21 protein-coding genes (1 of these 21 cut by a window edge) are annotated in these 22778 nt (G+C 67.3%); 5 read left to right on the forward strand and 16 right to left on the reverse strand.

What is annotated here, in order from left to right:
- The 6 genes from ACRSCF_RS30360 to ACRSCF_RS30385 form a co-directional block, all read right to left on the reverse strand.
- A protein-coding gene (locus ACRSCF_RS30360) for a benzoate/H(+) symporter BenE family transporter (protein WP_034365490.1) crosses the window boundary here: on the reverse strand, positions 1–73 show its 5' portion. It extends 1109 nt beyond the left edge of the window; the window shows 73 of its 1182 coding nt (coding positions 1–73); its start codon is at positions 71–73; the stop codon falls past the left edge of the window.
- Positions 74–123: 50 nt separating this feature from the next.
- Positions 124–1992: a potassium transporter Kup gene (locus ACRSCF_RS30365; RefSeq protein ID WP_026062036.1), complete on the reverse strand. Its 1869-nt coding sequence runs from the start codon at positions 1990–1992 to the stop codon at positions 124–126.
- Between the two features lie 97 nt (positions 1993–2089).
- Positions 2090–3385 carry a glutamate--cysteine ligase gene (gshA, locus tag ACRSCF_RS30370; RefSeq protein WP_012207794.1) on the reverse strand — a complete coding sequence of 432 codons (1296 nt, stop codon included), beginning with the start codon at positions 3383–3385 and terminating at the stop codon, positions 2090–2092.
- 81 nt (positions 3386–3466) lie between these two features.
- A complete protein-coding gene (locus tag ACRSCF_RS30375; protein ID WP_016447201.1) occupies positions 3467–4933 on the reverse strand; it encodes a TrkH family potassium uptake protein in 1467 nt (488 codons plus the stop codon).
- Positions 4934–4942: 9 nt separating this feature from the next.
- Positions 4943–6400 carry a Trk system potassium transporter TrkA gene (gene trkA / locus ACRSCF_RS30380; RefSeq protein ID WP_016447202.1) on the reverse strand — a complete coding sequence of 486 codons (1458 nt, stop codon included), beginning with the start codon at positions 6398–6400 and terminating at the stop codon, positions 4943–4945.
- An 89-nt stretch (positions 6401–6489) separates the two neighbouring features.
- A complete protein-coding gene (locus ACRSCF_RS30385) occupies positions 6490–7770 on the reverse strand; it encodes a glutamate-5-semialdehyde dehydrogenase (protein ID WP_012207797.1) in 1281 nt (426 codons plus the stop codon).
- Positions 7771–7948: 178 nt separating this feature from the next.
- On the opposite strand from ACRSCF_RS30385, the gene ACRSCF_RS30390 reads away from it, so the two are divergent.
- Positions 7949–8251 carry a hypothetical protein gene (locus ACRSCF_RS30390; protein WP_016454224.1) on the forward strand — a complete coding sequence of 101 codons (303 nt, stop codon included), beginning with the start codon at positions 7949–7951 and terminating at the stop codon, positions 8249–8251.
- Between the two features lie 10 nt (positions 8252–8261).
- Here the strand turns inward: ACRSCF_RS30390 and holA are convergent, their stop codons facing one another.
- The 3 genes from holA to leuS form a co-directional block, all read right to left on the reverse strand.
- Positions 8262–9314: a DNA polymerase III subunit delta gene (gene holA / locus ACRSCF_RS30395; RefSeq protein WP_133072709.1), complete on the reverse strand. Its 1053-nt coding sequence runs from the start codon at positions 9312–9314 to the stop codon at positions 8262–8264.
- Positions 9315–9319: 5 nt separating this feature from the next.
- A complete protein-coding gene (gene lptE / locus ACRSCF_RS30400) occupies positions 9320–9826 on the reverse strand; it encodes an LPS assembly lipoprotein LptE (protein ID WP_016447206.1) in 507 nt (168 codons plus the stop codon).
- Between the two features lie 157 nt (positions 9827–9983).
- Complete coding sequence (gene leuS / locus ACRSCF_RS30405) at positions 9984–12719, reverse strand: leucine--tRNA ligase (protein WP_034365489.1); 2736 nt, start codon at positions 12717–12719, stop codon at positions 9984–9986.
- 352 nt (positions 12720–13071) lie between these two features.
- Here leuS and ACRSCF_RS30410 point away from each other — a divergent pair, with 352 nt between their 5' ends.
- Positions 13072–14316, forward strand: coding sequence for a mechanosensitive ion channel family protein (locus ACRSCF_RS30410; RefSeq protein ID WP_034365503.1), 1245 nt, complete (start codon positions 13072–13074; stop codon positions 14314–14316).
- Positions 14317–14329: 13 nt separating this feature from the next.
- Here ACRSCF_RS30410 and ACRSCF_RS30415 read toward each other — a convergent pair whose 3' ends face one another.
- The 4 genes from ACRSCF_RS30415 to ACRSCF_RS30430 all read right to left on the reverse strand — a co-directional run bounded on the left by ACRSCF_RS30415 (position 14330) and on the right by ACRSCF_RS30430 (position 17104).
- Positions 14330–14809, reverse strand: a complete 480-nt coding sequence (locus ACRSCF_RS30415; RefSeq protein ID WP_016447209.1) for an ExbD/TolR family protein — start codon at positions 14807–14809, stop codon at positions 14330–14332.
- Between the two features lie 24 nt (positions 14810–14833).
- Positions 14834–15565 carry a MotA/TolQ/ExbB proton channel family protein gene (locus ACRSCF_RS30420; RefSeq protein WP_203400179.1) on the reverse strand — a complete coding sequence of 244 codons (732 nt, stop codon included), beginning with the start codon at positions 15563–15565 and terminating at the stop codon, positions 14834–14836.
- A gap of 30 nt (positions 15566–15595) precedes the next feature.
- The gene (gene dapB, locus ACRSCF_RS30425; RefSeq protein ID WP_047219245.1) at positions 15596–16432 is read right to left on the reverse strand and encodes a 4-hydroxy-tetrahydrodipicolinate reductase; all 837 of its coding nucleotides are present in this window, start codon (positions 16430–16432) and stop codon (positions 15596–15598) included.
- A 123-nt stretch (positions 16433–16555) separates the two neighbouring features.
- Positions 16556–17104, reverse strand: coding sequence for an outer membrane protein assembly factor BamE (locus ACRSCF_RS30430; RefSeq protein ID WP_016447212.1), 549 nt, complete (start codon positions 17102–17104; stop codon positions 16556–16558).
- Positions 17105–17260: 156 nt separating this feature from the next.
- On the opposite strand from ACRSCF_RS30430, the gene fur reads away from it, so the two are divergent.
- From fur to ACRSCF_RS30445, 3 genes are all read left to right on the forward strand, one after another.
- The gene (fur, locus tag ACRSCF_RS30435) at positions 17261–17686 is read left to right on the forward strand and encodes a ferric iron uptake transcriptional regulator (RefSeq protein WP_013804774.1); all 426 of its coding nucleotides are present in this window, start codon (positions 17261–17263) and stop codon (positions 17684–17686) included.
- Positions 17687–17829: 143 nt separating this feature from the next.
- Complete coding sequence (locus ACRSCF_RS30440) at positions 17830–19407, forward strand: DUF1800 domain-containing protein (RefSeq protein WP_244387676.1); 1578 nt, start codon at positions 17830–17832, stop codon at positions 19405–19407.
- A gap of 16 nt (positions 19408–19423) precedes the next feature.
- Positions 19424–20638, forward strand: coding sequence for a DUF1501 domain-containing protein (locus tag ACRSCF_RS30445; RefSeq protein ID WP_074921138.1), 1215 nt, complete (start codon positions 19424–19426; stop codon positions 20636–20638).
- Here ACRSCF_RS30445 and sigJ read toward each other — a convergent pair whose 3' ends face one another.
- The 3 genes from sigJ to ACRSCF_RS30460 form a co-directional block, all read right to left on the reverse strand.
- The gene (gene sigJ / locus ACRSCF_RS30450) at positions 20639–21562 is read right to left on the reverse strand and encodes an RNA polymerase sigma factor SigJ (protein ID WP_034365486.1); all 924 of its coding nucleotides are present in this window, start codon (positions 21560–21562) and stop codon (positions 20639–20641) included. It lies immediately after the preceding gene.
- Between the two features lie 70 nt (positions 21563–21632).
- Positions 21633–22133 (reverse strand): NUDIX hydrolase, encoded by a 501-nt coding sequence (locus ACRSCF_RS30455; protein WP_017407282.1) that lies wholly within the window; start codon positions 22131–22133, stop codon positions 21633–21635.
- A 102-nt stretch (positions 22134–22235) separates the two neighbouring features.
- A complete protein-coding gene (locus ACRSCF_RS30460) occupies positions 22236–22778 on the reverse strand; it encodes a GNAT family N-acetyltransferase (RefSeq protein WP_244387677.1) in 543 nt (180 codons plus the stop codon).

Raw genomic sequence — 22778 nt, forward strand, 5'->3', positions numbered from 1 at the left:
TGGTGAAGCCCACGAGCACGGCCACGAAGCCGGCTGCGAAGGCAGAGGGACTCAAGTCACGGAAAAAGCGCATCGCGCGATTCTGTCACCACAGCCGCCGACCGTGCGATGCGCTGGCGACGCCTACAGCTCGATCTTGGAGCCCAGCTCCACCACGGAGTTGCTGGGCAGGTGCAGGAAGTCGGAGACACGGCTGGCGTTGCGGTGCATCTGGGCAAACAGCTTTTCGCGCCAGGGCGCCATGCGGTGGCTGATGCGCGGGATGATGACATCGCGCGACAGGAAGTAGCTGGTCTCCATGGCGTCGAGCTGGCAACCCCGGGGACGCAGCAGGGACAGTGCCGCCGGCACGTCCGGTTCGTTCTTGAAGCCGTAGTTGATGATGACCTGCCAGCAGTCGCTGCCCAGCGCCTCGATCTCGGTGCGCTTGTCCAGGCCCACCCAGGGAATTTCATGGTTGCGCACCGTGACGAAGATGTTCTGGTTGTGCAGCACCTTGTTGTGCTTGAGGTTGTGCAGCAGGGCGTTGGGTACGGTGCCCGGTTCGCCGGAAAGAAAGACGGCCGTGCCCGTCACGCGCGCCGGCGGATGGCGCCAGACCGATTCGAGGAAGCTCTTGAGGTCGATGGCATCGGCCTGCAGCTTTTCGTGCAGCAGCTCGCGGCCCTTGCGCCAGGTCATCATCAGCGAGAACACCGTGCCGCCGATCAGCAGCGGGAACCAGCCGCCGTCGAACAGCTTGAGCAGGTTGGACGAGAAGAAGGCCAGGTCCACCAGGAAAAAGAATCCGGTGGCCGCGATGCACAGGGCCAGCGGGTAGTTCCAGCGGTAGCGGATCACGAAGAAGGTCAGCGTGGTGGTGATCAGCATGTCCAGCGTGACCGCAATGCCGTAGGCGGCCGCCAGGTTGCCGCTGGAGCGGAACAGCACCACGGCCAGCGCAATCGCCACGAACAGGCTCCAGTTGACCAGGGGCATGTAGATCTGGCCGGTCTCGCGCACGCTGGTGTGGCGCACTTCCAGGCGCGGCAGATAGCCCAGCTGTATGACCTGGCGCGTGACGCTGAAGGCGCCCGTGATCAGGGCCTGCGAAGCGATGACCGTGGCCATGGTGGCCATCAGCACCAGGGGCAGCAGCGCCCAGGCCGGGGCCATCATGTAGAAGGGATTCTTCACGGCGGCCGGGTTGGCCAGCAGCAGCGCACCCTGGCCGAAGTAATTGAGCGTGAGGGCAGGCATGGCCACGGAGAACCAAGCCAGGCGGATGGGCTTCTTGCCGAAGTGGCCCAGGTCGGCATAGAGCGCCTCCGCCCCGGTCACGCACAGCACGACGGCGCCCAGGATGATGAAACTGGTGCCGGGGTTGTCCCAGATGAAGCGCACTGCGAAGTGCGGGCTGATGGCCGCCAGGATTTCGGGATGGCCCGCGATCTGGTGCACGCCCAGCGCTGCGATGGTGGCAAACCAGACCAGGGTGATGGGGCCGAAAAACCGACCGATCCCCGCCGTGCCGTGCTTCTGGAACCAGAAAAGCAGGAAGAGGATCACCAGGGTCAGCGGGATCACGGCCTTGGTGAAGTGCGGAGAGACCACTTCCAGGCCTTCGACGGCCGAGAGCACGGAGATGGCCGGCGTGATCACGCCATCACCATAGAACAGCGAAGTGCCGAAGATGCCGATGAGCAGCAGCACGTTGCGCAGGCGGGGCTTGTCCTTGACGGTCTGCGAGGCCAGGGCCAGCATGGCGACCAGGCCGCCTTCGCCGTTGTTGTCGGCACGCAGCACCAGGACCACGTACTTGAGCGAGACGATGACCGTCAGGGTCCAGAACAGCAGCGACAGGACGCCGTAGATGTTCTCCTGGGTGAACGGCACATGGCCGGAGCCAAAGACCTCCTTGACCGAATACAGCACGCTGGTGCCGATATCGCCATAGACCACGCCGATGGCGCCCAGGGTGAGCGCGGCCAACGAAGATTTGGTTTTCTGCACAGGTCTATGCGCCATCCCGTGGGGAGATGGCTTCAGTCAATTGAAATGCCGGCATTGTCCGCTGTCCTGATGACGAGCGCATCGGACAGCACCCCGATCAGTCGTAGATTTCCGCGTTGGGGTTGGTCGCCTCCAGCTCATAGCTGGCCGCCAGCATGGCGACCCGGGCCACCACGCCATACATGTAGAAGCGGTTGGGCATGCTGGCACCCGGGCGCGCGCCGATCTGGGGCAGCTGGGTGCTGTGCTGGAAGGCCAGCGGCACGAAGCCGGCTCCGGGCGCGTTGAGGTTTTCGTCCACATCGCGTTCGGGATGCATGCGGTAGAAGCCGCCGACCACGTAGCGGTCCATCATGTAGACCACGGGCTCGGCCACGGCGTTGTTCATGCGCTCCTGGGTGAGCACGCCTTCCTGGATGATCACGTCGTGCACGGTCTGGCCGTCCTTGATCATGCCCATCTTGTTGCGGCTCTTGCGCGGCAGCTCGGCCAGCTCCTTGGCATCGCGCACGGTCATCACGCCCATGCCATAGGTGCCGTTGTCGGCCTTGACGATGGCAAACGGCTTTTCCTTGATGCCGTACTCCTTGTACTTGCGGCGCACCTTGGCCAGCAGCACATCGACCTGTTCGGCCAGGCCTTCCATGCCCACGCCATTGGCGAAGTCGATGCCTTCGCTGCGCCCGAACAGCGGGTTGATCAGCCAGGGATCGATGCCCAGCAGCTTGCCGAAGCGCTTGGCCACTTCCTCATAGCTCTGGAAATGGCGGCTCTTGCGGCGCACGCTCCAGCCTGCATGCAGGGGCGGCAGCAGGTATTGCTCGTACAGCTCCTCGACGATGCCCGGGACGCCGGACGACAGGTCGTTGTTGAGCAAGATGGTGCAGGGATCGAAATCCTTGAGACCGATGCGGCGCTTGCTGCGGATCACCGGCTCCAGCGTCACCGTGTCGCCATGCGGCAGGGTGACGGTGGTGGTCTTCTTCACATCGGGGCTGATGGAGCCGATGCGCACGTTCAGACCGGCCATGTTGAAGATGCGCTTGAGCTGCACCACGTTGGCCAGGTAGTGCGTGTTGCGCGTGTGGTTCTCGGGAATGATGAGCAGATTGCGCGCTTCGGGGCAGATCTTCTCGATCGCCGCCATGGCCGCCTGTACGGCCAGCGGCAGCATTTCGTCGGTCAGGTTGTTCCAGCCCCCGGGGAAGAGGTTGGTGTCCACGGGTGCGAGCTTGAAACCGGCGTTGCGGATGTCCACCGAGCAATAGAAAGGCGGCGTGTGTTCCATCCATTCGAGCCGGAACCAGCGCTCGATCGCCGGCATGGAGTCGAGGATGCGCTGCTCAAGCTCGTTGATCGGGCCGGTCAGGGCCGTGATGAGATGTGGAACCATAAAGACCCTCTGGGTACGACGGTGGGGGGCAATTGTAGAGATTGGACCATGGTCTAGGTGTTTTCCCCAGTCTTTGCAGCGTCAGCGGCGCCAGAAAGCCGGCGAAAGCAAGGCCATGAAGCTGAGGATTTCCAGGCGTCCCAGCAGCATGGCCAGGGTGCAGACCCAGGTCTGGAATTCGGTGAGCACAGCATAGTTGGAGGACGGGCCCACCGCGCCCAGGCCCGGCCCCATGCAGTGCACGCTGGCCAGCACGGCGGAGAAGGCGGTCACCGGGTCCAGGTCGGTGAGCAGCAGCACCATGCTGAGTGTGATCACGGTGGCGCCATAGACCAGCATGAAGGCCAGCACCGAGAAGATCATGCGGTTGTCCACCACGCCGGTGCCCAGCCGCACGGGCTGCAAGGCGCGCGGATGCGCGAGCCGCGTGAGTTCACGCCGCGCCTGCTTGAGCAGGATGAGCATGCGCACCATCTTGATGCCGCCGCCCGTGGAGCCCGCACTGGTGGCCACACCCGACATCAGCAGCATGAGCACGGGCGCAAAGACGGGCCAGGTCAGGTAGTCCACCGTGGTGAAGCCGGTCGTCGTGGCCACCGAGACCACATGGAAGAGACCGTAGCGCAGGGCCTCCACAGGCCCGTACACGCCCTTGGCCCATAGCAGCAGCGCCACGATCAGCCCGCCTCCCAGCAGCACGGCCAGCGTGGCGCGCATTTCCGGATCGCGCCAGAAGCCGTCCCAGCGGCCCTTGCGCATGGCCACGAAGTACAGCGCGAAGTTGCAGCTGGCCAGCAGCATGAAGACCAGGGCGGTCAGTTCGATCAACGGCGAGTCGAAATACGCAAAGCTGGTGTCATGCGAGGACAGGCCACCGAGGCTGACGGTGGCGAACATGTGCATCAGCGCATCCAGCGGCGACATGCCTGCCGCCCAGAAGGCCAGCAGACAGGCCAGCGAGAACACGCCGTACACGCCCCACAGGCCCTTGGCGGTCTCGGTCACGCGCGGCGTCAGCTTGGTGTCCTTGATGGGACCAGCGGCTTCGGCACGGAACAGCTGGGCGCCCCCCACGCCCAGCAGGGGCAGGATGGCCACGGCCAGGATCAGGATGCCCATGCCGCCCAACCATTGCAGGAAGGTGCGCCAGACATTGATGGACACGGGCAGCGCATCCAGCCCCGTGAGCACGGTGGCGCCGGTGGTCGTCAGGCCCGAGACGGCCTCGAAATAGGCATGGGTGAAGCTGATGCTCAGCCCCACATGGCCCATGCCCAGCACCAGGGGCAGCATGGCGCACAGCGGCAAAACCACCCAGACCAGGGTGACGAGGATGACGCCGTGGCGCGGCTGCAGCTCGCGCCGGAAGTGGTCCAGGCCTATCCACAGCGACAGCCCCGCCGCCGCCGTGATGCCGATGGCCCAGGGGTAGATGCGCCAGATGCCGTCGTCGGTGAACCAGGACACTGCAAAGGGCAGCAGCATGGACAGCGCAAACATGACCATGAGCATGCCAAGCACGCGCAGGACGGGTAACAGGTCGCGCATGGTGTCGGCTCAGAAGAAGGTGGCGCTGACGCGAAACAGGTTCTCCACGTCCCGTACCAGCCGCTTGTGGGGCAGGAAGAAGATCACGTGGTCGCCGCTCTCGATCACGGTGGTGCTGCGCGGGATGATGACCTCGGGCTCGGCACCGGCCGCGATTTCGTCGGCCGGCACGCCTTCGGGTATGCCGCGCACGATGAGGCCGATGTGGGCATCCTCGGGCACGCGCAGGTCCTCGACCTTGCGGCCGACCACGCGCGAGCTTTTGCGGTCGCCGCGCGCCACGATCTCCAGCGCCTCGGCCACGCCCCGGCGCAGGCTGTGCACGGCCTGCACGTCGCCGCGGCGCACATAGGCCAGCAGTTCGCCAAGCATGGCCTGGGCCGGCGACAGCGCAATGTCGATCTGCGTGCCGTGCATCAGGTCGGCGTAGGCACGCCGCGTGATCAGCGACAGCACGCGCCGCGCGCCCATGCGTTTGCCCAGCAGGCTGGCCATGATGTTGTTCTCATCGTCGTCGGTCAGGGCCAGGAACAGGTCCACGTCCTCCACGCTTTCATCGGCCAGCAGGTCCTCGTCGGTGGCATCGCCGTGCAGCACCAGCACCTCGGCCGGCAGCAGCGAGGCCAGGTCCTGGCAGCGCTGCTCGTCGGGCTCGATGATCTTGATGTGGAAGCGGCCCGGCACGCGCGACAGCTGCAGCGCCAGGCGCTGGCTGACCTGGTCACCGCCGGCGACCATGATGCGGTAGACCGGGCGCGAAGGCCGGCCGGCAGGCTGGTGGATGGCACGCAGCACCTCGGCCACATGCTCGCGTGCGGCCAGGATGAAGACCTCGTCGCCGGGCTCGATGCGCGTGTTGCCGTCGCAGCGGACGAAGCGGTCGGGCTCGTCCAGGAAACGCCGGTAGATGGCCACGATGCGCATGGCCAGCTCGGGCATGCAGTCGCGCAGCTCGCCGATGCGCTTGCCGACGGCGGGGGCGCCGTCGCGCGCGCGCACCGAGGCCAGTGCGGCCCGCCCGCCCGCGAAGGCACGCACCTGCATGGCTTCGGGAAACTCGATGAGCTTGCTGATGTAGTTGGTCAGCGATTCCTCGGGGCAGATGATGCGGTCGACGCCAAAGCCTTCCTTGCCCAGCAGCGCCTCGTCCTCGCCAAAGCCCGAGGAGCGCACGCGCGCGATGCGTGTGGGAATCTCGAACAGGACCTGGGCCAGCTTGCAGCACACAAGGTTGGTTTCGTCGAGCGCGGCGCAGGCGATCAGCAGGTCCGTGTCCTTGGCGCCGGCCTCGGCCAGCACATGGGGATCGATGCCGCTGCCCACGACGCCGCGCAGGTCGAAGCGCGACTCCAGCTCGCGCAGGCGGCGCGCATCGGTGTCGATCACCGTGATGTCGTTGCGTTCGGACACCAGGCTTTCGGCCACGCTGTAGCCCACACGGCCGGCGCCAAGAATGATGATTTTCATGGGTTCATTGCGGTGCTGCGGTGCCGGCGCGGGGCATCCCGGCGCGGGGCGTCCCGGCAGGGTGCCTGCCGGCGCGCAGCAAGGTCCGGTCAGGTGCGGACTTCGCCTTCACCCAGCACCACGTATTTGAGCGAGGTGAGACCTTCGATGCCCACAGGACCGCGCGCATGGAACTTGTCGGTGCTGATGCCGATTTCCGCGCCCAGGCCGTACTCGAAGCCATCGGCAAAGCGCGTGCTGGCATTGACCATGACGCTGGCCGAGTCCACCTCGCGCAGAAAGCGCTGGGCATGCATGTGGTCGCGCGTCAGGATGGCATCCGTGTGGTGGCTGGAGTAGCGGTTGATGTGGGCGATGGCTTCGTCCACACCCGCGACGATCTTGACGCTGATGATGGGCGCCAGGTATTCCTCGCTCCAGTCCTGCTCGGTGGCCTCGGCCAGTTGGGCACCGGCCACGGACTTCAGGATGGCCAGCGATTCGGGGCAGCCGCGCATCTCGACCCCCTTGGCGGCGTAGATGGCGCCGATCTGCGGCAGGAACTCGGCGGCCACGCCGCGCGCCACCAGCAGGCTTTCACTGGCATTGCAGGGGCTGTATTTGTTGGTCTTGGCGTTGTCGGCCACCTTGACGGCCATGGCGATGTCGCAGGGATCATCGACATAGGTGTGGCAATTGCCGTCCAGGTGCTTGATGACGGGCACCTTGGCCTCGCGGCTGATGCGCTCGATCAGGCCCTTGCCGCCGCGCGGGATGATGACGTCCACGTAGTCGGGCATGGCGATGAGCTGGCCCACGGCCTCGCGGTCCGTGGTCTGCACCAGCTGCACGCCGTGCTCGGGCAGGCCGGCTTCGGCCAGCGCCCTGGCGACGAGGGCAGCCAGCGCCTTGTTGGAGTCGATGGCCTCGGAGCCGCCGCGCAGGATGCAGGCGTTGCCACTCTTGATGCTGAGGCTGGCCGCCTCGATGGTCACGTTGGGGCGGCTTTCGTAGATCATGCCGAACACGCCGATCGGCACACGCATCTGGCCTACGCGGATGCCGCTGGGCATTTGCTTCATGCCGATGATCTCGCCGATCACATCGGCCATGGAGGCCAGCTGCTCACATCCCTGGGCACAGGTTTCCAGCACCTTGGGCGTCAGGCGCAGGCGGTCCACCATGGGAGCGGACAGGCCGTTGGCCACGGCGCGGTCGAGGTCACGGGCGTTGTCGGTCTGCAACGGCTCCACGTTCTCCCGCAGCAGGCGCGCCAGCGCCAGCAGGGCGCGGCTTTTGACGGCAGCCGAGGCTCGGGCCATCTGGGCGGAGGCCACTTTGGCCTGAACGCCCAGGTTGTGGGTGTATTCGACGATATTGAGCGCGTTCATTCCGAGATTCTCGCCGAGTTGCGCCCATTTGCGCACCGAGAGCGGGCATGCCCCGCGCCAACATGCGGCTGGGATGCGTCCTCGCACGGCCACCAGAGGGCAAACCCCGCGTTCCGGCGGCCGGCAGGATGTCGCGGCCACCCTACACTGCTGCCCAGTACGCAGAGGTTTTCCCGCCATGTCCACCAGCCACGACACTCTTCTCGCCGCCCAGCAGCTCGCACAGTTGCGCGCGGGCTTCGCCCAACTGGCACAGCAGCAGTTGCCGGCCGCCGTGCTCGGGCAGCAGGCCAGGGCTTCCTCGGAGTTGCTGCAGGCCCTGCCGCCGCGCTACGGCGAAGTGCTGCTCAATCTGCTGGACCGATTGGAGTCCAGCGCGCTGTTCAGCGAGGAAAGCTGCTCCTTCAGCCAGAAGGACCTGCTGGACAACCTGGAGACCTGGGCCACCAAGGCCCAGGCGCAGCTGGAAAAGACGCGCTAGGAACGGTACGTCAGCCTTTGGCGCCGGCCTGGGCCAGGTCCATGGCCAGGCGGCGCAGGGCCTGCCAGCCGTCGCGGGGCCAGCCCTCGAAGGCCAGGCCCTTGACGATGCCGTCCACCGCGTGGGCCGATTGCAGCAGGCGCGCGGCCTGGACGTCGGTGATGCGCGGCAGCAGGCGCTCGAACAAACGCTCCTTGACGCCCCAGACGCGCTGGGCGCGCAGGGCCATGGGCAGGGGCTGACCTGCGGCCATGGCGTCCTTGACGCGGCAGATGGAGCGGATGTCCTCGGCCAGGGTCCAATGCACCAGCACCTCGGCCGTGCCCTCGGCCTGCAGGCCGTCGAGCATGCGCGAGACGCGCGCCAACTGGCCGGACAGCACGGCCTCGGACAGCTTGAACACGTCGTAGCGCGCCACATTGAGCACTGCCTGCTCCACCTGCGCCTGGCTCAGCTCGCCGGCGGGGTGCAGCAGGGCCAGTTTCTGGATCTCCTGGTGTGCGGCCAGCAGGTTGCCCTCGACGCGGTCGGCAAAGAACTGCAGCGTGCGCTGGCCTTCCTCGCCGGGTGCCACGCGCTGGCCCTGGGCTGCCAGGCGCTGGGCAATCCAGGCCGGCAGCTGGCCGCGCTCTATGGGATCGATCTGCAGCGTCATGCCCTGGGCTTCCAGCGCGCTGAACCAGGCGCCGGTCCTGGTGGCCTTGTCCAGGCGCGGCAGCATGACCAGGGTGAGCGTGCTGTCATTGCCGCGCGCCGCCTCGGCGATCTGCTGCAGCGCGGCGCCGCCGTCCTTGCCGGGCTTGCCCGAGGGAATGCGGATCTCGATGATCTGCCGATCGGCAAACAGCGACAGCGAGCCACCCGCCGCCAGCACGGCGCTCCAGTCGAAATGGGCGCCGGCCACGGTGTAGCTGCTGCGCTCGGTGTAGCCCGCGGCGCGCGCGGCGGCACGGATGGCGTCGGCAGCCTCCTGCTGCTGCAGCGGCTCGTCGCCGTGCAGCACGTAGAGCGAGCGCAATCCCTTGGCCAGATGGCCGCCGAGCTGGTTCAGGGCAAGCTGCATGGGGCTCAGGTCAGGCTCTTGACGGCCGACAGGCGGCGCAGCAACTGCTGGACGATGTCGGTACGCATGTCCTTGTAGAGCATGGCCTCCTCGGCCTCCTTGGACAGCGCATTGGTTTCGTTGTACGTCACGTCGCGCTGCTGCAGGATCTCGGTCTCGGGGATCGGCTCGTCTCCATTGGGCGTGCGCAGCTTGAAGCGCACGCGCAGGCGCAGCTGCAACTCGCGCACCTGGCCCAGCGCGTTCATGCCGACGATGACCCGCTCCTGCCGCTCGCTGATGATCTGGAAGATCGCATCCGCATCGTCGGGCGATGCCGGATCGCGCAGCACGGTCAGCTTGTCGCTGGCACTGGCCAGGTTGCGCGACAGCTCCCGCGCCACCGGAGAGCCCCGGCCCGCCTGGATGTAGAGCGAGCGGAACACGAAGGTCGGCACCCCCCGCAGGCGAAAGCCGCAGGCCCCCAGCAGCGGAGCCAGGGCCAGGGCGGTGAGCAGGGTACGTTTTTGCATATCAGTTCTCCAAGGCGCTTGCGCCACTCACAGCCCTTGCAACGGTCGCGCCCAAAGCGAGGGACACCGAGCAAGGGCCGCCCCGCAGCGAGGGTGTCGTCCCCCCCGCGAAGCGAGAGGGGGAAGGCGCGCAGCGCCTCAGGGGGCATGCCATGGCCTAGACCACGACGTTGACCAGGCGGCCCGGCACCACGATCACCTTCTTGGGCGCCGCGCCATTGGTGAACTTCTGGCATTCCTCGTTGGCCAGGGCAATGCGCTCGATCTCGGCCTTGTCGGCCGTCGAGGACACGAGGATGGCCCCGCGCAGCTTGCCATTGACCTGCAGCACCAGAGAGATCTCGTCCTGCACCAGGGCCAGGGGATCGACCTGGGGCCAGGGCGCGTCCAGCACATCGCCCAGGTGGGCGGCGTAGCCCAGTTCGCTCCACAGCACATGGGCCAGGTGGGGCGTTGCCGGGTAGAGCACGCGCAGCAGGATGCCGAAGCCTTCGATCAGCGCCACCTGGGCGCCCGCGTCGTCGTGGGACTTGAAGTCCTCCAGCGCGTTGATCATCTTCATGGCGCCCGAGACCACGGTGTTGTACTGCATGCGCTGGTAGTCGTACTCCACCTGCTTGAGCACGGTGTGGATCTCCAGGCGCAGGGCCTTGGCGGCCTTGCCGAATGCCACGTCGTCCAGCGACTTGGCGCCGGCCACGCTCTGCACGGCGCCGGCCATGTCCATCTGCGACAGTTTGGCGCCGAAGTTGTAGACGCGGCGCAGGAAGCGGTAGCTGCCTTCGACGGCGGCATCGTTCCACTCCAGCGTCAGCTCGGGCGGCGCGGTGAACATGGTGTACAGGCGCGCGGTGTCGGCGCCGTACTTCTCGATCAGCTCCTGCGGATCGATGCCGTTGTTCTTGGACTTGGACATGGTGCCCACGCCCTCGTAGTCGATGTCCGTGCCCACGGGCAGCAGGCCGTCGGCGCTGTCCACCTCGGCCTTGAGCCTGGCGCCCACGATCTTGCCGGTCTCGTCGAACACATGCTCGACATCCTTGGGCCAGAAGTACTCCTTGGCACCCTTGGCCGTGCGGCGGCTGTAGATGTGGTTGAGCACCATGCCCTGGGTCAGCAGCTTGGTGAAGGGCTCATCGACCTTGACCAGGCCCAGGTCGCGCATGACCTTGGTCCAGAAGCGCGCGTACAGCAGGTGCAGGATGGCGTGCTCGATGCCGCCGATGTACTGGTCCATGCCGCTGCCGCCGGTGGCGGCATGCTGGTCCCGCATCCAGTAGTCCGTGCCCTTGCCCACCATCTGCTCGCTGTTCCTGGCGTCGCAATAGCGCATGAAGTACCAGGACGAGTCCACGAAGGTGTCCATGGTGTCGGTCTCGCGGCGCGCGCTCTTGCCGCAGCAGGGGCAGACCACGCCGGCGTGGAAGGCTTCGCTCTTGACCAGGGGGTTGCCCGAGCCATCGGGCACCAGGTCCTGGGGCAGGACCACGGGCAGGTCCTTGGCAGGCACGGGCTGGGCGCCGCAGTCCTCGCAGTGGATGATGGGAATCGGCGTGCCCCAGTAGCGCTGGCGGCTCACGCCCCAGTCGCGCAGGCGCCAGGTGGTTTTCTTCTCGCCAAGGCCCTTGGTGGCCAGCAGTTCGGCCACCTTGTCCACGGCAGCCCCATGGGGCAGGCCGTCGAGTTCGCCGGATTCGATGCAGACAGCGCGCTGCTTGTCGCCGTACCAGTCGGCCCATGCCTCGGTGCTGAAGGTCTCGCCCTCGACCGCGATGACCTGGCGGATGGCGATGCCGTACTTCTTCGCAAAGGCGAAGTCGCGCTCGTCATGCGCGGGCACGCCCATGACGGCGCCGTCGCCGTAGCTCATGAGCACGTAGTTGCCGACCCAGACCTCGACCTGGGCCCCCGTCAGCGGATGGGTGACGAACAGGCCCGTGGGCAGGCCTTCCTTTTCCTTGAGCGCGAGTTCGGCCTCGGTGGTGCCGCCCTTCTTGCATTCTTCGATGAAGGCCGCGAGCTTGGGCTGCGATGCCGCGGCATGCTGGGCCAGCGGGTGCTCGGGCGCCACGGCGCAGAAGGTCACGCCCATGATGGTGTCGGCGCGCGTGGTGAACACATACAGGCGCCCGTCCTGGATGGGCTGGCCGTCGGTGCCACGGATGTCGTGGGTGAAGGCGAAGCGCACGCCCGCGCTCTTGCCGATCCAGTTTTCCTGCATCAGGCGCACTTTTTCAGGCCAGCCGGTCAGCGTGGCCTTGTCGCCGCCCACCTGGACATGGTCCAGCAGCTCCTGGGCGTAGTCGGTGATCTTCAGGTAGTAGCCGGGGATTTCGCGCTTTTCGACCGGCGCGCCCGTGCGCCAGCCGCGGCCGTCGATGACCTGCTCGTTGGCCAGCACGGTCTGGTCCACCGGGTCCCAGTTCACGATCTGGGTCTTGCGGTAGGCAATGCCCTTTTCCAGCATCTGCAGGAACAGCCACTGGTTCCACTTGTAGTAGTCGGGATCGCAGGTGGCCACTTCGCGGCTCCAGTCGATGGCCAGACCCATCGCCTGCATCTGCTTTTTCATGTAGGCGATGTTGTCGTAGGTCCACTGCGCAGGCGGCACCTTGTTCTTGAGCGCCGCGTTCTCGGCCGGCAGGCCGAAGGCATCCCAGCCCATGGGCATGAGGACGTTGTAGCCCTTCATGCGCAGCTGGCGCGCCAGCATGTCGTTGATGGTGTAGTTGCGCACATGGCCCATGTGCAGCTTGCCGCTGGGGTAGGGCAGCATGGAGCAGGCGTAGAACTTGGGCTTGGCCTGGTCTTCGGTCACGCGGTAGGCGTCGCGGGCGGACCAGTGGTCTTGCGCTGCGCGCTCAACGTCGATGTGGTTGTATTTCTCTTGCATGGTGCTGCGGCCCCAAGGGCCGGACAAGGTGGCCGGACGAGCCGGATGGCCGGAATCAACCGACGATTTTAGGGCCCCGGCCCGCCGGTGCCGCAAGCAGCCCACAAGCCCGCAGGCGGTACTGCGCCATCGGCACCCGGTTGCCCGGCCGCCGCGCGGGGAAAAGCCGCGCTGCGTATGCTTGGCACCCTCTGTGGCAGTGCGCCGCAGACGTTCCGCCATCGCCAGCCCGGACTTGCGCAGGAACGGATACGGACATCCCCGGGCATGCCGCCATCGCGCGGCAGGTTTCTCTGCGCCCTGGAGTTTTCTCTTGCTGAACTGGTCTTTGATTTCCGGCTGGGATCCCGTCATGCAGGCCCTGGCTGCGCTGTGCGCGCTGGTGCTGCTGGCCCGCTCCGCGGGTTTTGTCGTGCAATGGCTGCTGTTGCGCGTGCTGCCACGCATGCGCAGCACGCTGGTGGAGATGGAGTGGGCCCAGGTGCTACTGCACGACAGCGTGCTGCAGCGGCTGGCCAAGGCCGTGCCTTCGCTGGTCATGCAGTCGGGCGTGCAGGCCATACCGCAGCTGCAGCCGCAGTGGGCCACCCTGATCCTGAACCTGGCCATCGCCTGCACCATCTACCACGTGGCCCGCGTGATCAGCGCCCTGCTCAATGCCATGAACGAGGCGCACGACCTCAAGGAAGAGCGCAAGGCCACGCAGGCGCACTCGATCAAGAGCTATGTGCAGCTGGGCAAGCTGCTGGTGTTCCTGATCGCCATCGTGCTCATCGTCGCCACCCTGGTGGACCGCTCGCCGCTGCTGCTGCTGTCCGGCTTGGGCGCGGCCTCGGCCGTGCTGATGCTGATCTTCAAGGACACCATCATGTCCTTCGTGGCCGGCGTGCAGCTGGGCTCCAACGACATGCTGCGCGTGGGCGACTGGATCGAGATGCCCCAGGTCGGCGCCGACGGCTTCGTGATCGACATCGCGCTGCACACGGTCAAGGTGCAGAACTGGGACAAGACCATCACCACCATTCCGACCTGGCGGCTGATGAGCGACAGCTACAAGAACTGGCGCGGCATGTTCGAGTCGGGCGGGCGCCGCATTCGCCGCTCGCTGCACATAGACGCCCACACCATCCGCCTGCTGACGGCAGAGCAGCGGCAGAAATTGTCATTGCTCGAGCCCCTCAAGGACTATTGGAGCAGTGATGGCGGCCTGCGCATGGCCGATGCGCCGGCGGGCAGCGAGATGGCAGCGCAGCATCTGAGCAATCTGGCCGCGTTCAAGGCCTATGCATACGCCTACCTGCTGCGCCATCCGCACATCCACAAGACACCGAACATGTTCCTGCTGGTGCGCACCATGGAGCCTTCTCCCATGGGGGTGCCGCTGGAGCTGTTTTGCTACACCAGCACCACGGTCTGGGTGGAGTACGAGGCCATACAGGGCGCGATCTTCGATCACCTGATCGGCATGCTGCCGCTGTTCGGGCTCAGTCTGTACCAGCGCTCCTCGGACCATGGCCAGCATCTGCGGCTGGCGGGCAACGAGCGCTGGCCCGAAGGACAGGACTTGGTTCGCGGGCGCAGGCCCGGCGGCGCTTGAGCGCCTGATCGCTTCAGCGCCCGGCGCCGGTGGGACCCAGGACGGCTGCGGGTTTTCCATCCTGGTTTCGCGCCGGCTCGGCCACGAAGCCTATGCGCGTCAGCCCTGCCGCGTGGGCCCAGCCCATGAGTTCGGCCACGCGGCCATAGGGCACGGCCTGGTCGGCACGCAGTTGCAGTTCTGCCTGGGGGTTGCGCGCGCCGAGCTGAGCGAGGCGCTCACGCAGCGCATCCGCCGTGGCGGGCTGGCCCTGCATCCAGAGCGCGCCCTTCGCATCGACCTCCAGCAGCAGCGCATCGTCCTCGCCCGCGGCGGCCATGGGCTGGGTGCCCTGGGCCTGGGGCAATTGCACGCGCAGCGAGGCGGCCAGCATGGGTGCCGCGAGGATGAAGATGACGACGAGCACCAGCATCACATCCACCAGCGGGGTGACGTTGATGGCGTGCATGGGCTGGGAGGAGCTTTCCTTGCCGCTCAGTCGTCCAAAGGCCATGTGCGCTCCTGGCGAGCCGCCCCGTCAGGGCGCTTCCATGGGGCCGGCCGGCAGGCCGGCGACGGCCATGCCGTCATCGTGCGGCGCCTGCTCCGCCGGCTGGGTGCCGAACATGGACTGCAGGTCATGGGCAAAGCCTTCCAGCAGGGCCTCCATCTGGGCCGCAGCCCGGCCCAGCAGGTTGTAGGCCAGCACGGCCGGCAGGGCCACGGCCAGTCCGGCCGCCGTCATCACCAGGGCCTCGCCCACCGGGCCGGCCAGTTGTTCGATGCCGATCTGCCCGCTGCCCGCCAGCGTGGCCAGCGCGTGGTGAATGCCCCAGACGGTGCCCAGCAGGCCGACAAAAGGTGCCGTGGCGCCCACCGTGGCCAACAGGGTCTGGCCCCATTGCAGCTGGTGGCTGGCCGATTGCAGCGCCTGGCGAAGCTCCCGCGTCAGGCGGACGGAATGCGCCGCGCGTCCCGCAAGCGCCAGGCCGCTGCCCATGGGTGCCAGCGCCTGTGTCACGGCCTCGGCCATGGGTGCCACCAGTTGCTGGCGATCCCCCTCGCCCATGCGGGCCTGGCCCGAGGCCAGGTCCGGCGCGCTCCAGAAGGCCGCAATGGCCTGGGGAACGCGGCGCCGGCTGGCGGCCATGAACCAGACCTTCCAGACGATGACCACCCAGCTGGCCACCGACAGCGCCAGCAGCAGCAGCGCCGTGCCGCGCGCGACGGCATCGCCTTGCTGCCACCAGAGCCAGAGTGGACCGCTCATGGTCTTACCTTGCCCGTGCTGCGAGCCTCGTCACAGGCCCAATACGGCGTACATGTCGTACTGGCCGCTGGTCTTGCCCGCCAGGAAGCGCGCGGCACGCAGGCTGCCCTGGGCATAGCCGGCACGGCTGCTGGACTTGTGCGAGATCTCGATGCGCTCGCCCGTGCCCGCAAACAGCACCGTGTGGTCGCCGATGATGTCGCCACCGCGCACGGTGGCAAAGCCGATGGTGTTGTCCTCGCGCGCACCGGTGTGGCCGAAGCGCTCGTAGACGGCGCGGTCGGCCAGCTTCGTGCCCTGGGCTTCGGCGATGACCTCGCCCATCTTGAGGGCGGTGCCCGAAGGCGCATCCACCTTGTGGCGGTGGTGGGCCTCGACGATCTCGATGTCGTAGCCGCTGGACAGGGCCTTGGCCGCCATCTCCAGCAGCTTGAAGGTCACGTTCACGCCCACGCTCATGTTGGGCGACAGCACCACGGCCGTGCGCTGGGCGTACTCGGCGATGCGGGCCTTTTGCTCGTCGCTGAAGCCCGTGGTGCCGATGACCAGCCTGACGCCCAGTTCGGCGCAGATGGCCAGGTGCTCCAACGTGCCCTCGGGGCGCGTGAAGTCGATCAGGCAGTCGGCCTTGGACAGCGCGACGCGCACATCGCTTTCGATGACGATGCCGCTGGCCAGGCCCAGGAAGGCCGAGGGATCGGTGCCCAGCGCAGGGCTGTCGGGACGGTCCAGCGCGGCGGTCAGCGCAAGGTCATCGCTTTGCGCGATGGCCTCGATCAGCATGCGGCCCATGCGGCCGGAGGCGCCGGCCACGGCCACGCGCAGGCGCTGGTTGTTGCTGGAGGAAGTGGCGGTCGTGGCGTTCATGTCGGGAAAGAGATGCAAAGGCTCAATGCGTGGAAAGTGGCTGCCCGGGCGCACGGCAGGCACCGCGGCAGCCGCCATCCACGGAAAAACGCCCGCATGCCTTGCGGCGCGCGGGCGGCGATATCAGCGGGCGCCGGGCTCCAGTGGCGGATAGCTGGCCGCCGCGGGCGGCGGCTCGGCGGCCACGGGCTCTTCGACCGGCTTGGCAGCGGGGAACTTGGACAGCTGCTCCTCGCTGGCTTCCAGCTGAGGAATCTTGCCCAGCTTCTTCTTGGAGCCCAGGCTGGCGACGAATTCGGCCTCGGTGGGCATTTCGTCGCCTTCGGAGCGCGCGAACAGGTCGCCGTTGAAGAAGACGGTCAGCTTGCGCACCTGGGAATCGACGCCGGGACGCTTGATGGTGAACACATATTCCCAGCGGTCGGCGTGGAATACGCTGGTGACCAGCGGCGTGCCGAGGATGTCACGCACCTGCTGGCGGCTCATGCCGGGCTGCAGGGCCTCGACCTGTTCGCGGGAGACGAAGTTGCCTTGGACGACCTCGACCTTGTAGGGAGTGACGACATTGGCGACTCGGTGCGCGGCGCCATCGAGGCTGCTGCAGCCTGCCAGCGCCACCCCGATCAACAGCATCAGGGCCGCACTGGCGCGGCAACGGGCTTGAACATGCATTGGTATCAGCATAGGGATATGATCGTGGATCATTGTAGCGGCTGGTCCCCGGGGCTTGCGATCATGCGACGCCCCTGGCACCAGGGCCATTTTGTTCGCCGTCCCGCACCTGCCGTGGTGGCAGCCCAGCGGGCAGTCTCTGCCAAAGACCCAGACATGAAGAACATCGACGAACTCAAGAGTACCGGCCTGAAGGCCACGCTGCCCCGCCTGAAGATCCTGGAGATCTTCCAGACGGGTGCGCAACGCCACATGACGGCCGAAGACGTGTTCCGCGTGCTGCTGGACGAGCGTTCGGACATCGGCCTGGCCACGGTCTACCGCGTGCTCACGCAGTTCGAGCAGGCAGGCATCCTCATCCGCAGCAATTTCGAGAGCGGCAAGGCCGTCTACGAGCTCAATGAAGGCCAGCACCACGACCACTTTGTCTGCACCAGCTGCGGCAAGGTCGAGGAGTTCTACGATCCCGATATCGAAAAGCGCCAGAACCTGATCGCCAAAGCCAAGGGCTGGGTGATCCAGGACCATTCGATGGCCCTGTACGGACAGTGCGCTGAATGCGCGAGCCGGCCCAGCAAATAAGGCCGGGTCCCTCAGAAAAAGCGGAGTGTGGAGCACTCCGCTTTTTTTTGCCTTTTACTTTTTGCTACCGGCGCTTTACAGGGCGAAGCACATGGGTGGAGGATGCTGGCGTCCAATGGATGCCCCCTACCCACCGAGACACCATGCGCCGCACTTCGCCGTTCGCCATCGCTCTCACTTTCTCCGCCATCGTCCTGGCCACAGGCTGTGCGCCCTTGCAGGCCCCGCCGTCGTCCGCAGCGGCCGCGCTGCAGGGAGTGGCCGAGGCACCGCTCACCGCCGCGCAGCGCCAGCAATGGCTGGACCGCGTCACCTGGGGCGCCACCGACAGCGAGGATGCGCAGCTGCAGCGCCTGGGCCTCAAGGCCTGGCTGGCACGGCAACTGCAGCCGGGGCCTCAGCCGCTGCCTGCGCAGGCGCAGCAGCGCATTGATGGGCTGGGCATCAGCCAGCGCCCCATGGACCAGGTGCTGCTGGAGCTGGACGACCAGCGCAAGGCCGTGCAGGACGCCGCATCGGCCGATGAAAAAGCCGCGCGGCAGCAGGCCTACCAGCGCACGCTGAACCAGCTGGGCAGCGATGCCCAGAAGCGCTTCGTGATCCGCGCGCTGTACTCGCCGGCACAGCTGCAAGAGCAGATGACCTGGTTCTGGATGAACCATTTCAGCGTCAGCCTGCGCAAGGCCGATATCCGCGCCTGGGTGGGCGACTACGAGGAGCAGGCCATACGCCCGAATGCGCTGGGCAGTTTCCGCAGCCTGCTGGAGGCCTCGCTGCGCCACCCGGCCATGCTGCGCTACCTGGACAACGCCAGCAATGCGGCGGGCCGCATCAACGAAAACTACGCGCGCGAGCTGCTGGAGCTGCACACCATGGGCGTGGGCAGCGGCTACACCCAGGCCGACGTGCAGGAGATGGCGCGCATCCTGACAGGCGTGGGCATCAATCTGCAGCCGGCCGGCACGCCGCCGCCGCGCATGCGCGCCGGGCGCCAGGGCGACTACCTGCGCTCGGGATTCTTCGAGTTCAATCCCAACCGGCACGACTACGGAGCCAAGACCTTCCTGGGCCAGCCCCTGCACGCGCGCGGCATGGCCGAGGTCCAGGAGGCGCTGGACCGCATCGTCGCCGCGCCGGCCACGGCGCAGTTCATCGCGCACAAGCTGGCGGTGTTCTTCATTGCCGACGATCCGCCGCCGGCCCTGGTGCAGCGCACGGCACAGGCCTTCACGCGCAGCCGGGGCGACATCGCAGCCACCGTGGCGGCGCTGCTGACCGATCCGGAGGCCGCGCGCTTTGGCCGCAAGTTCCGCGATCCGCTGCACTACGTGCTGGCCGCCACGCGGCTGTCGGTGGACCAGCGCGTGGCGGCCGACGTGGCGCCCGTGCTGGGCTGGATCAACCGGCTGGGCCAGAACCTCTACGCGCATGAGACGCCGGACGGCTATCCGCAGATGCAGTCCGACTGGGCCAGTTCGGGCCAGATGGCGGCACGCTTCGAGGTGGCGCGCCAGATCGCCACGCGCAGCGCCGTGCTGTTTCGCGCCGACCCCAAGGAGGCGCTGGAGAAGCCGCCCTACCCCATGCTGTCGGAACGGGCCAGCGTGCGCCAGCGCCTGCCCCAGTGGAGCCAAGCCACGCAGGCGGCACTGGCCCAGGCCCGCAATCCGGCGGACTGGAATACCTACTTCCTGTCCGCACCCGAGATGATGTTCCGCTGAACCCCGGAGACTTTCCATGCAGCGACGCCACTTCCTGACCATGGCATCGGCCCTGCCCTTTGCCGCCCACCTGGGCCGGCTGCAGGCGGCCGCCCTCCAGCCAGCCACGCCGCGCCTGCTGCTGGTGTTTCTGCGCGGTGCCTATGACTGCAACAGTCTGCTGGTGCCCACGCACAGCGACTTCTACTACGAGGCCCGTCCCAGCATTGCCATCCCCCGTCCCGGCGAGGCCGGCGGCGCGCTGGCGCTGGATGGCCGCTGGGGCCTGCACCCGATGCTGGAGGACAGCATCCATCCGCTGTTCCAGGCCGGCCAGGCCTGCTTCGTGCCCTTTGCAGGCACGCACGACCTGTCGCGCAGCCATTTCGAGACACAGGACTCCATCGAACTGGGCCAGGGCCTGGACGGGCGCCGCAGCTACCAGTCGGGCTTTCTGAACCGGCTGGCCCAGGTGCTGGGGCAGGACGGGCGGGGCCCGGTGTCGCCCATGTCGTTCACGCCCCAGTTGCCACTGCTGCTGCGTGGCAGCCTGCCGTCCGCCAACATGGCCCTGGCGTCCGTGGGCAAGGGCGGGCTGGACGATAGACGCAGCCAGGCCATTGCCGCCATGTACGCAGGCACTGCCCTGGCCACGGCCGTGCAGGAGGGCTTTGCCGTGCGCGATGCAGTGCAGCGCAGCGTGCAGGAAGAGATGGACCAGGCCGGGCGCGACGCCATCAGCGCGCGGGGCTTTGCGCTGGTGGCGCAGCGCATGGCGGCCCTGATGCGCGATCGCTTCGACCTGGGCTTTGTGGATGTGGGCGGCTGGGACACGCATGTGGCCCAGGGCGGCGCCACAGGCGCGCTGGCCGGACGGCTGGACGAGCTGGGCCGGGGCCTGGCCGGTTTTGCCCAGGAGATAGGTCCCGAGGCCTGGCGCCATACGGTGGTGGTGGTGATCAGCGAATTCGGCCGCACCTTCCGCGAGAACGGCAACAAGGGCACGGACCACGGCCACGGCACGACCTACTGGCTGCTGGGCGGCGGGCTTTCCGCGCGCGCGGGCGGTCGCATCGTGGGAGAGCAGGTCGAGGTCAACCAGAAAAACCTGTTCCAGAACCGCGACCATCCCGTGCTCAACGAGTACCGCGCCGTGCTGGGCGGCCTGTTCCAGCGCATGTATGGACTGAGCCCGGCCCAGCTGCAGCGTGTCTTCGAAGGCGCGACGCCCCGCGACCTGCAACTCGTCTGACTACGGCAGCGCCTGCGGCGGCACTGGCACGCAGGACAGCTTGTCGGGATTGCGCAGCGTGTAGATGCGGCGGATCAGGCCGTCTTCGACCAGCAGCGTCTGCACGGATTCCAGCTCGCCGTCGATGCAGCGCAGCAGGCCCGGCAGGCCGTTGATGCGAGCCAGGTGCAGGGTCTGGCGCTGGCCGTTGCGCCGCATGCGGCGCGTGGTGGCGAAGTACAGCAGGGCCAGGCGCCGGCCGGTCTCCAGCACGCGGCCGAACGAGGGCACCTTGCCGCCGCCGTCGCTGATGAGTTCGGCATCGGGCGCGAACAGCGCCTGGATCTGCGCAAAGTCCCCACCCTGCACGGCCTGCGCAAAGCGCTGCAGCAGCGCGGCATGGGCCTCGGGCGGCGCCGCAAAGCGCGGGCGGCCGGCCTGAACATGGGTGCGGGCGCGGTGCACGAGCTGGCGGCAGGCGGCCTCGCTGCGGCCCAGGGCCTGGGCCACCTCGGCATAGTCGGCATCGAAGACCTCGCGCAGCAAAAAGGCGGCGCGCTCGTCGGGCGTGAGCTGCTCGAGCACGAACATCAGCGCCGTGGACACGTCGTGGGCACGCTCCAGCAGGTCTTCGGCCGAGGGTGCGGACTCCTCGGCCCAGGGCTGGACCAGGGGCTCGGGCAGCCAGAAGCCCTGGTAGTGCTCGCGCTCGGCGCGCAGGCGGCGCAGCCGGTCTATGGCCAGGCGCGTGGTCACGGAGACCAGCCAGGCCTCGGGCTGCTCTATGCCGGCGCGCTTGGCGCCATGCCAGCGCAGCCAGGCCTCCTGGACCAGGTCTTCGGCATCGGCGCGCTGGCCGAGCATGCGGTAGGCCAGGCCGAACAGGCGCGGGCGGTGGCGCTCGAACAGGGCCAGGGGATAGTCGGTGGCGGAGGAGGTCTGCATGCCATCAAGACGCGGGAGCGTGGCGTTGTGTGACAGACAGGGCCGGCATGGTGCTCGGTGCCTTGGTGACTCAGTGGGGCTGCGGAGCCTGCAGCACGCTGGGATCGGTGTGGATCAGCTCCAGCGGGTAGCGGCGGCCGGCCAGGTAGTCCTCTATGCTTTGCATCACCAGCGGACTGCGGTGCTGGGCGGTGCAGGCCTTGAGTTCGTCCAGCGTCATCCAGACCGTGCGGATGATGCCGTCGTCCAGCGGCTGGCCGGCCCGGAAGTCACCCAGCTCGCCCGTGAAGGCAAAGCGCAGATAGGTGATGTCGGAGCCGGTGCGCGTGCGCACGAAGCGGTTCAGGTAGACGCCGACCAGGGCCGTGGGCACGAAGTCGTGCGCCGTCTCCTCATCGACCTCGCGCACACAGGCGGTGATGGGCGACTCGGCAGGGTCGAGATGGCCGGCGGGGGTGTTGTAGCGCACGCCATCGGCCGTGTCTTCTTCCACCAGCAGAAAACGGCCATCGCGCTCAATGATGGCCGCCACAGTGACATTGGGTTTCCAGCGATCGGGCATGGCGCGCATTATGACCAGAGGCGGCCGGCCCGTCCCCGGCCAAAAACCCCATCACCGCTCCTTGCAGACCACCACGCGACACGGCGCCCTGTAGCGCCCCATAGCACCGCCCTACAGCGGCCGGGCCATGTACAGCGCACCGTCGCCGTAGCTCACCAGGTGCTGCTGCTGCAGCGGATCGGTCAACGCCTGCACGGCATAGCCATGGCGCTCCCAGTAGCCGCGCGAGCCCTGCACCGACACCAGGGCCGTGTGGCGCAGGCCCTCGGCGCGCGCCCGCTCCCACAGCGGAGCCAGCAGCGCACGGGCCAGGCCCTGGCCTGCGGCCTCGGGGTGCACGGCCATGTCGTGCAGGTACAGGGTGTCGGCCTGCTCGACGGCCTCGAAGTCACCGTGCAGCGGCGTGATCTTGGCCATGAGGCTGCGGTAGGCCGCGAGATAGGCGCGCACACGGCCGCCCTGCTCCAGTGCCAGCGAGCAATGGGCCGTGCCGGCCAGGCGCCGCGCAAAGACCTCGCCGCTCTCGGCATAGTCCTCGCCATAGCAGGCCCGCTGGATGTCCAGCAGACCGGGCAGGTCGGCGGCGGTCAGTGCGCGGACATGGAAGCGGTCAGCGGCAGGCAAGGAAGAGGAGGGAGAAGGCGAACAAGACAT

It is taken from the genome of Delftia sp. 11MD (assembly GCF_050907895.1).
In the GTDB taxonomy this organism is placed as follows: domain Bacteria; phylum Pseudomonadota; class Gammaproteobacteria; order Burkholderiales; family Burkholderiaceae_C; genus Comamonas; species Comamonas tsuruhatensis.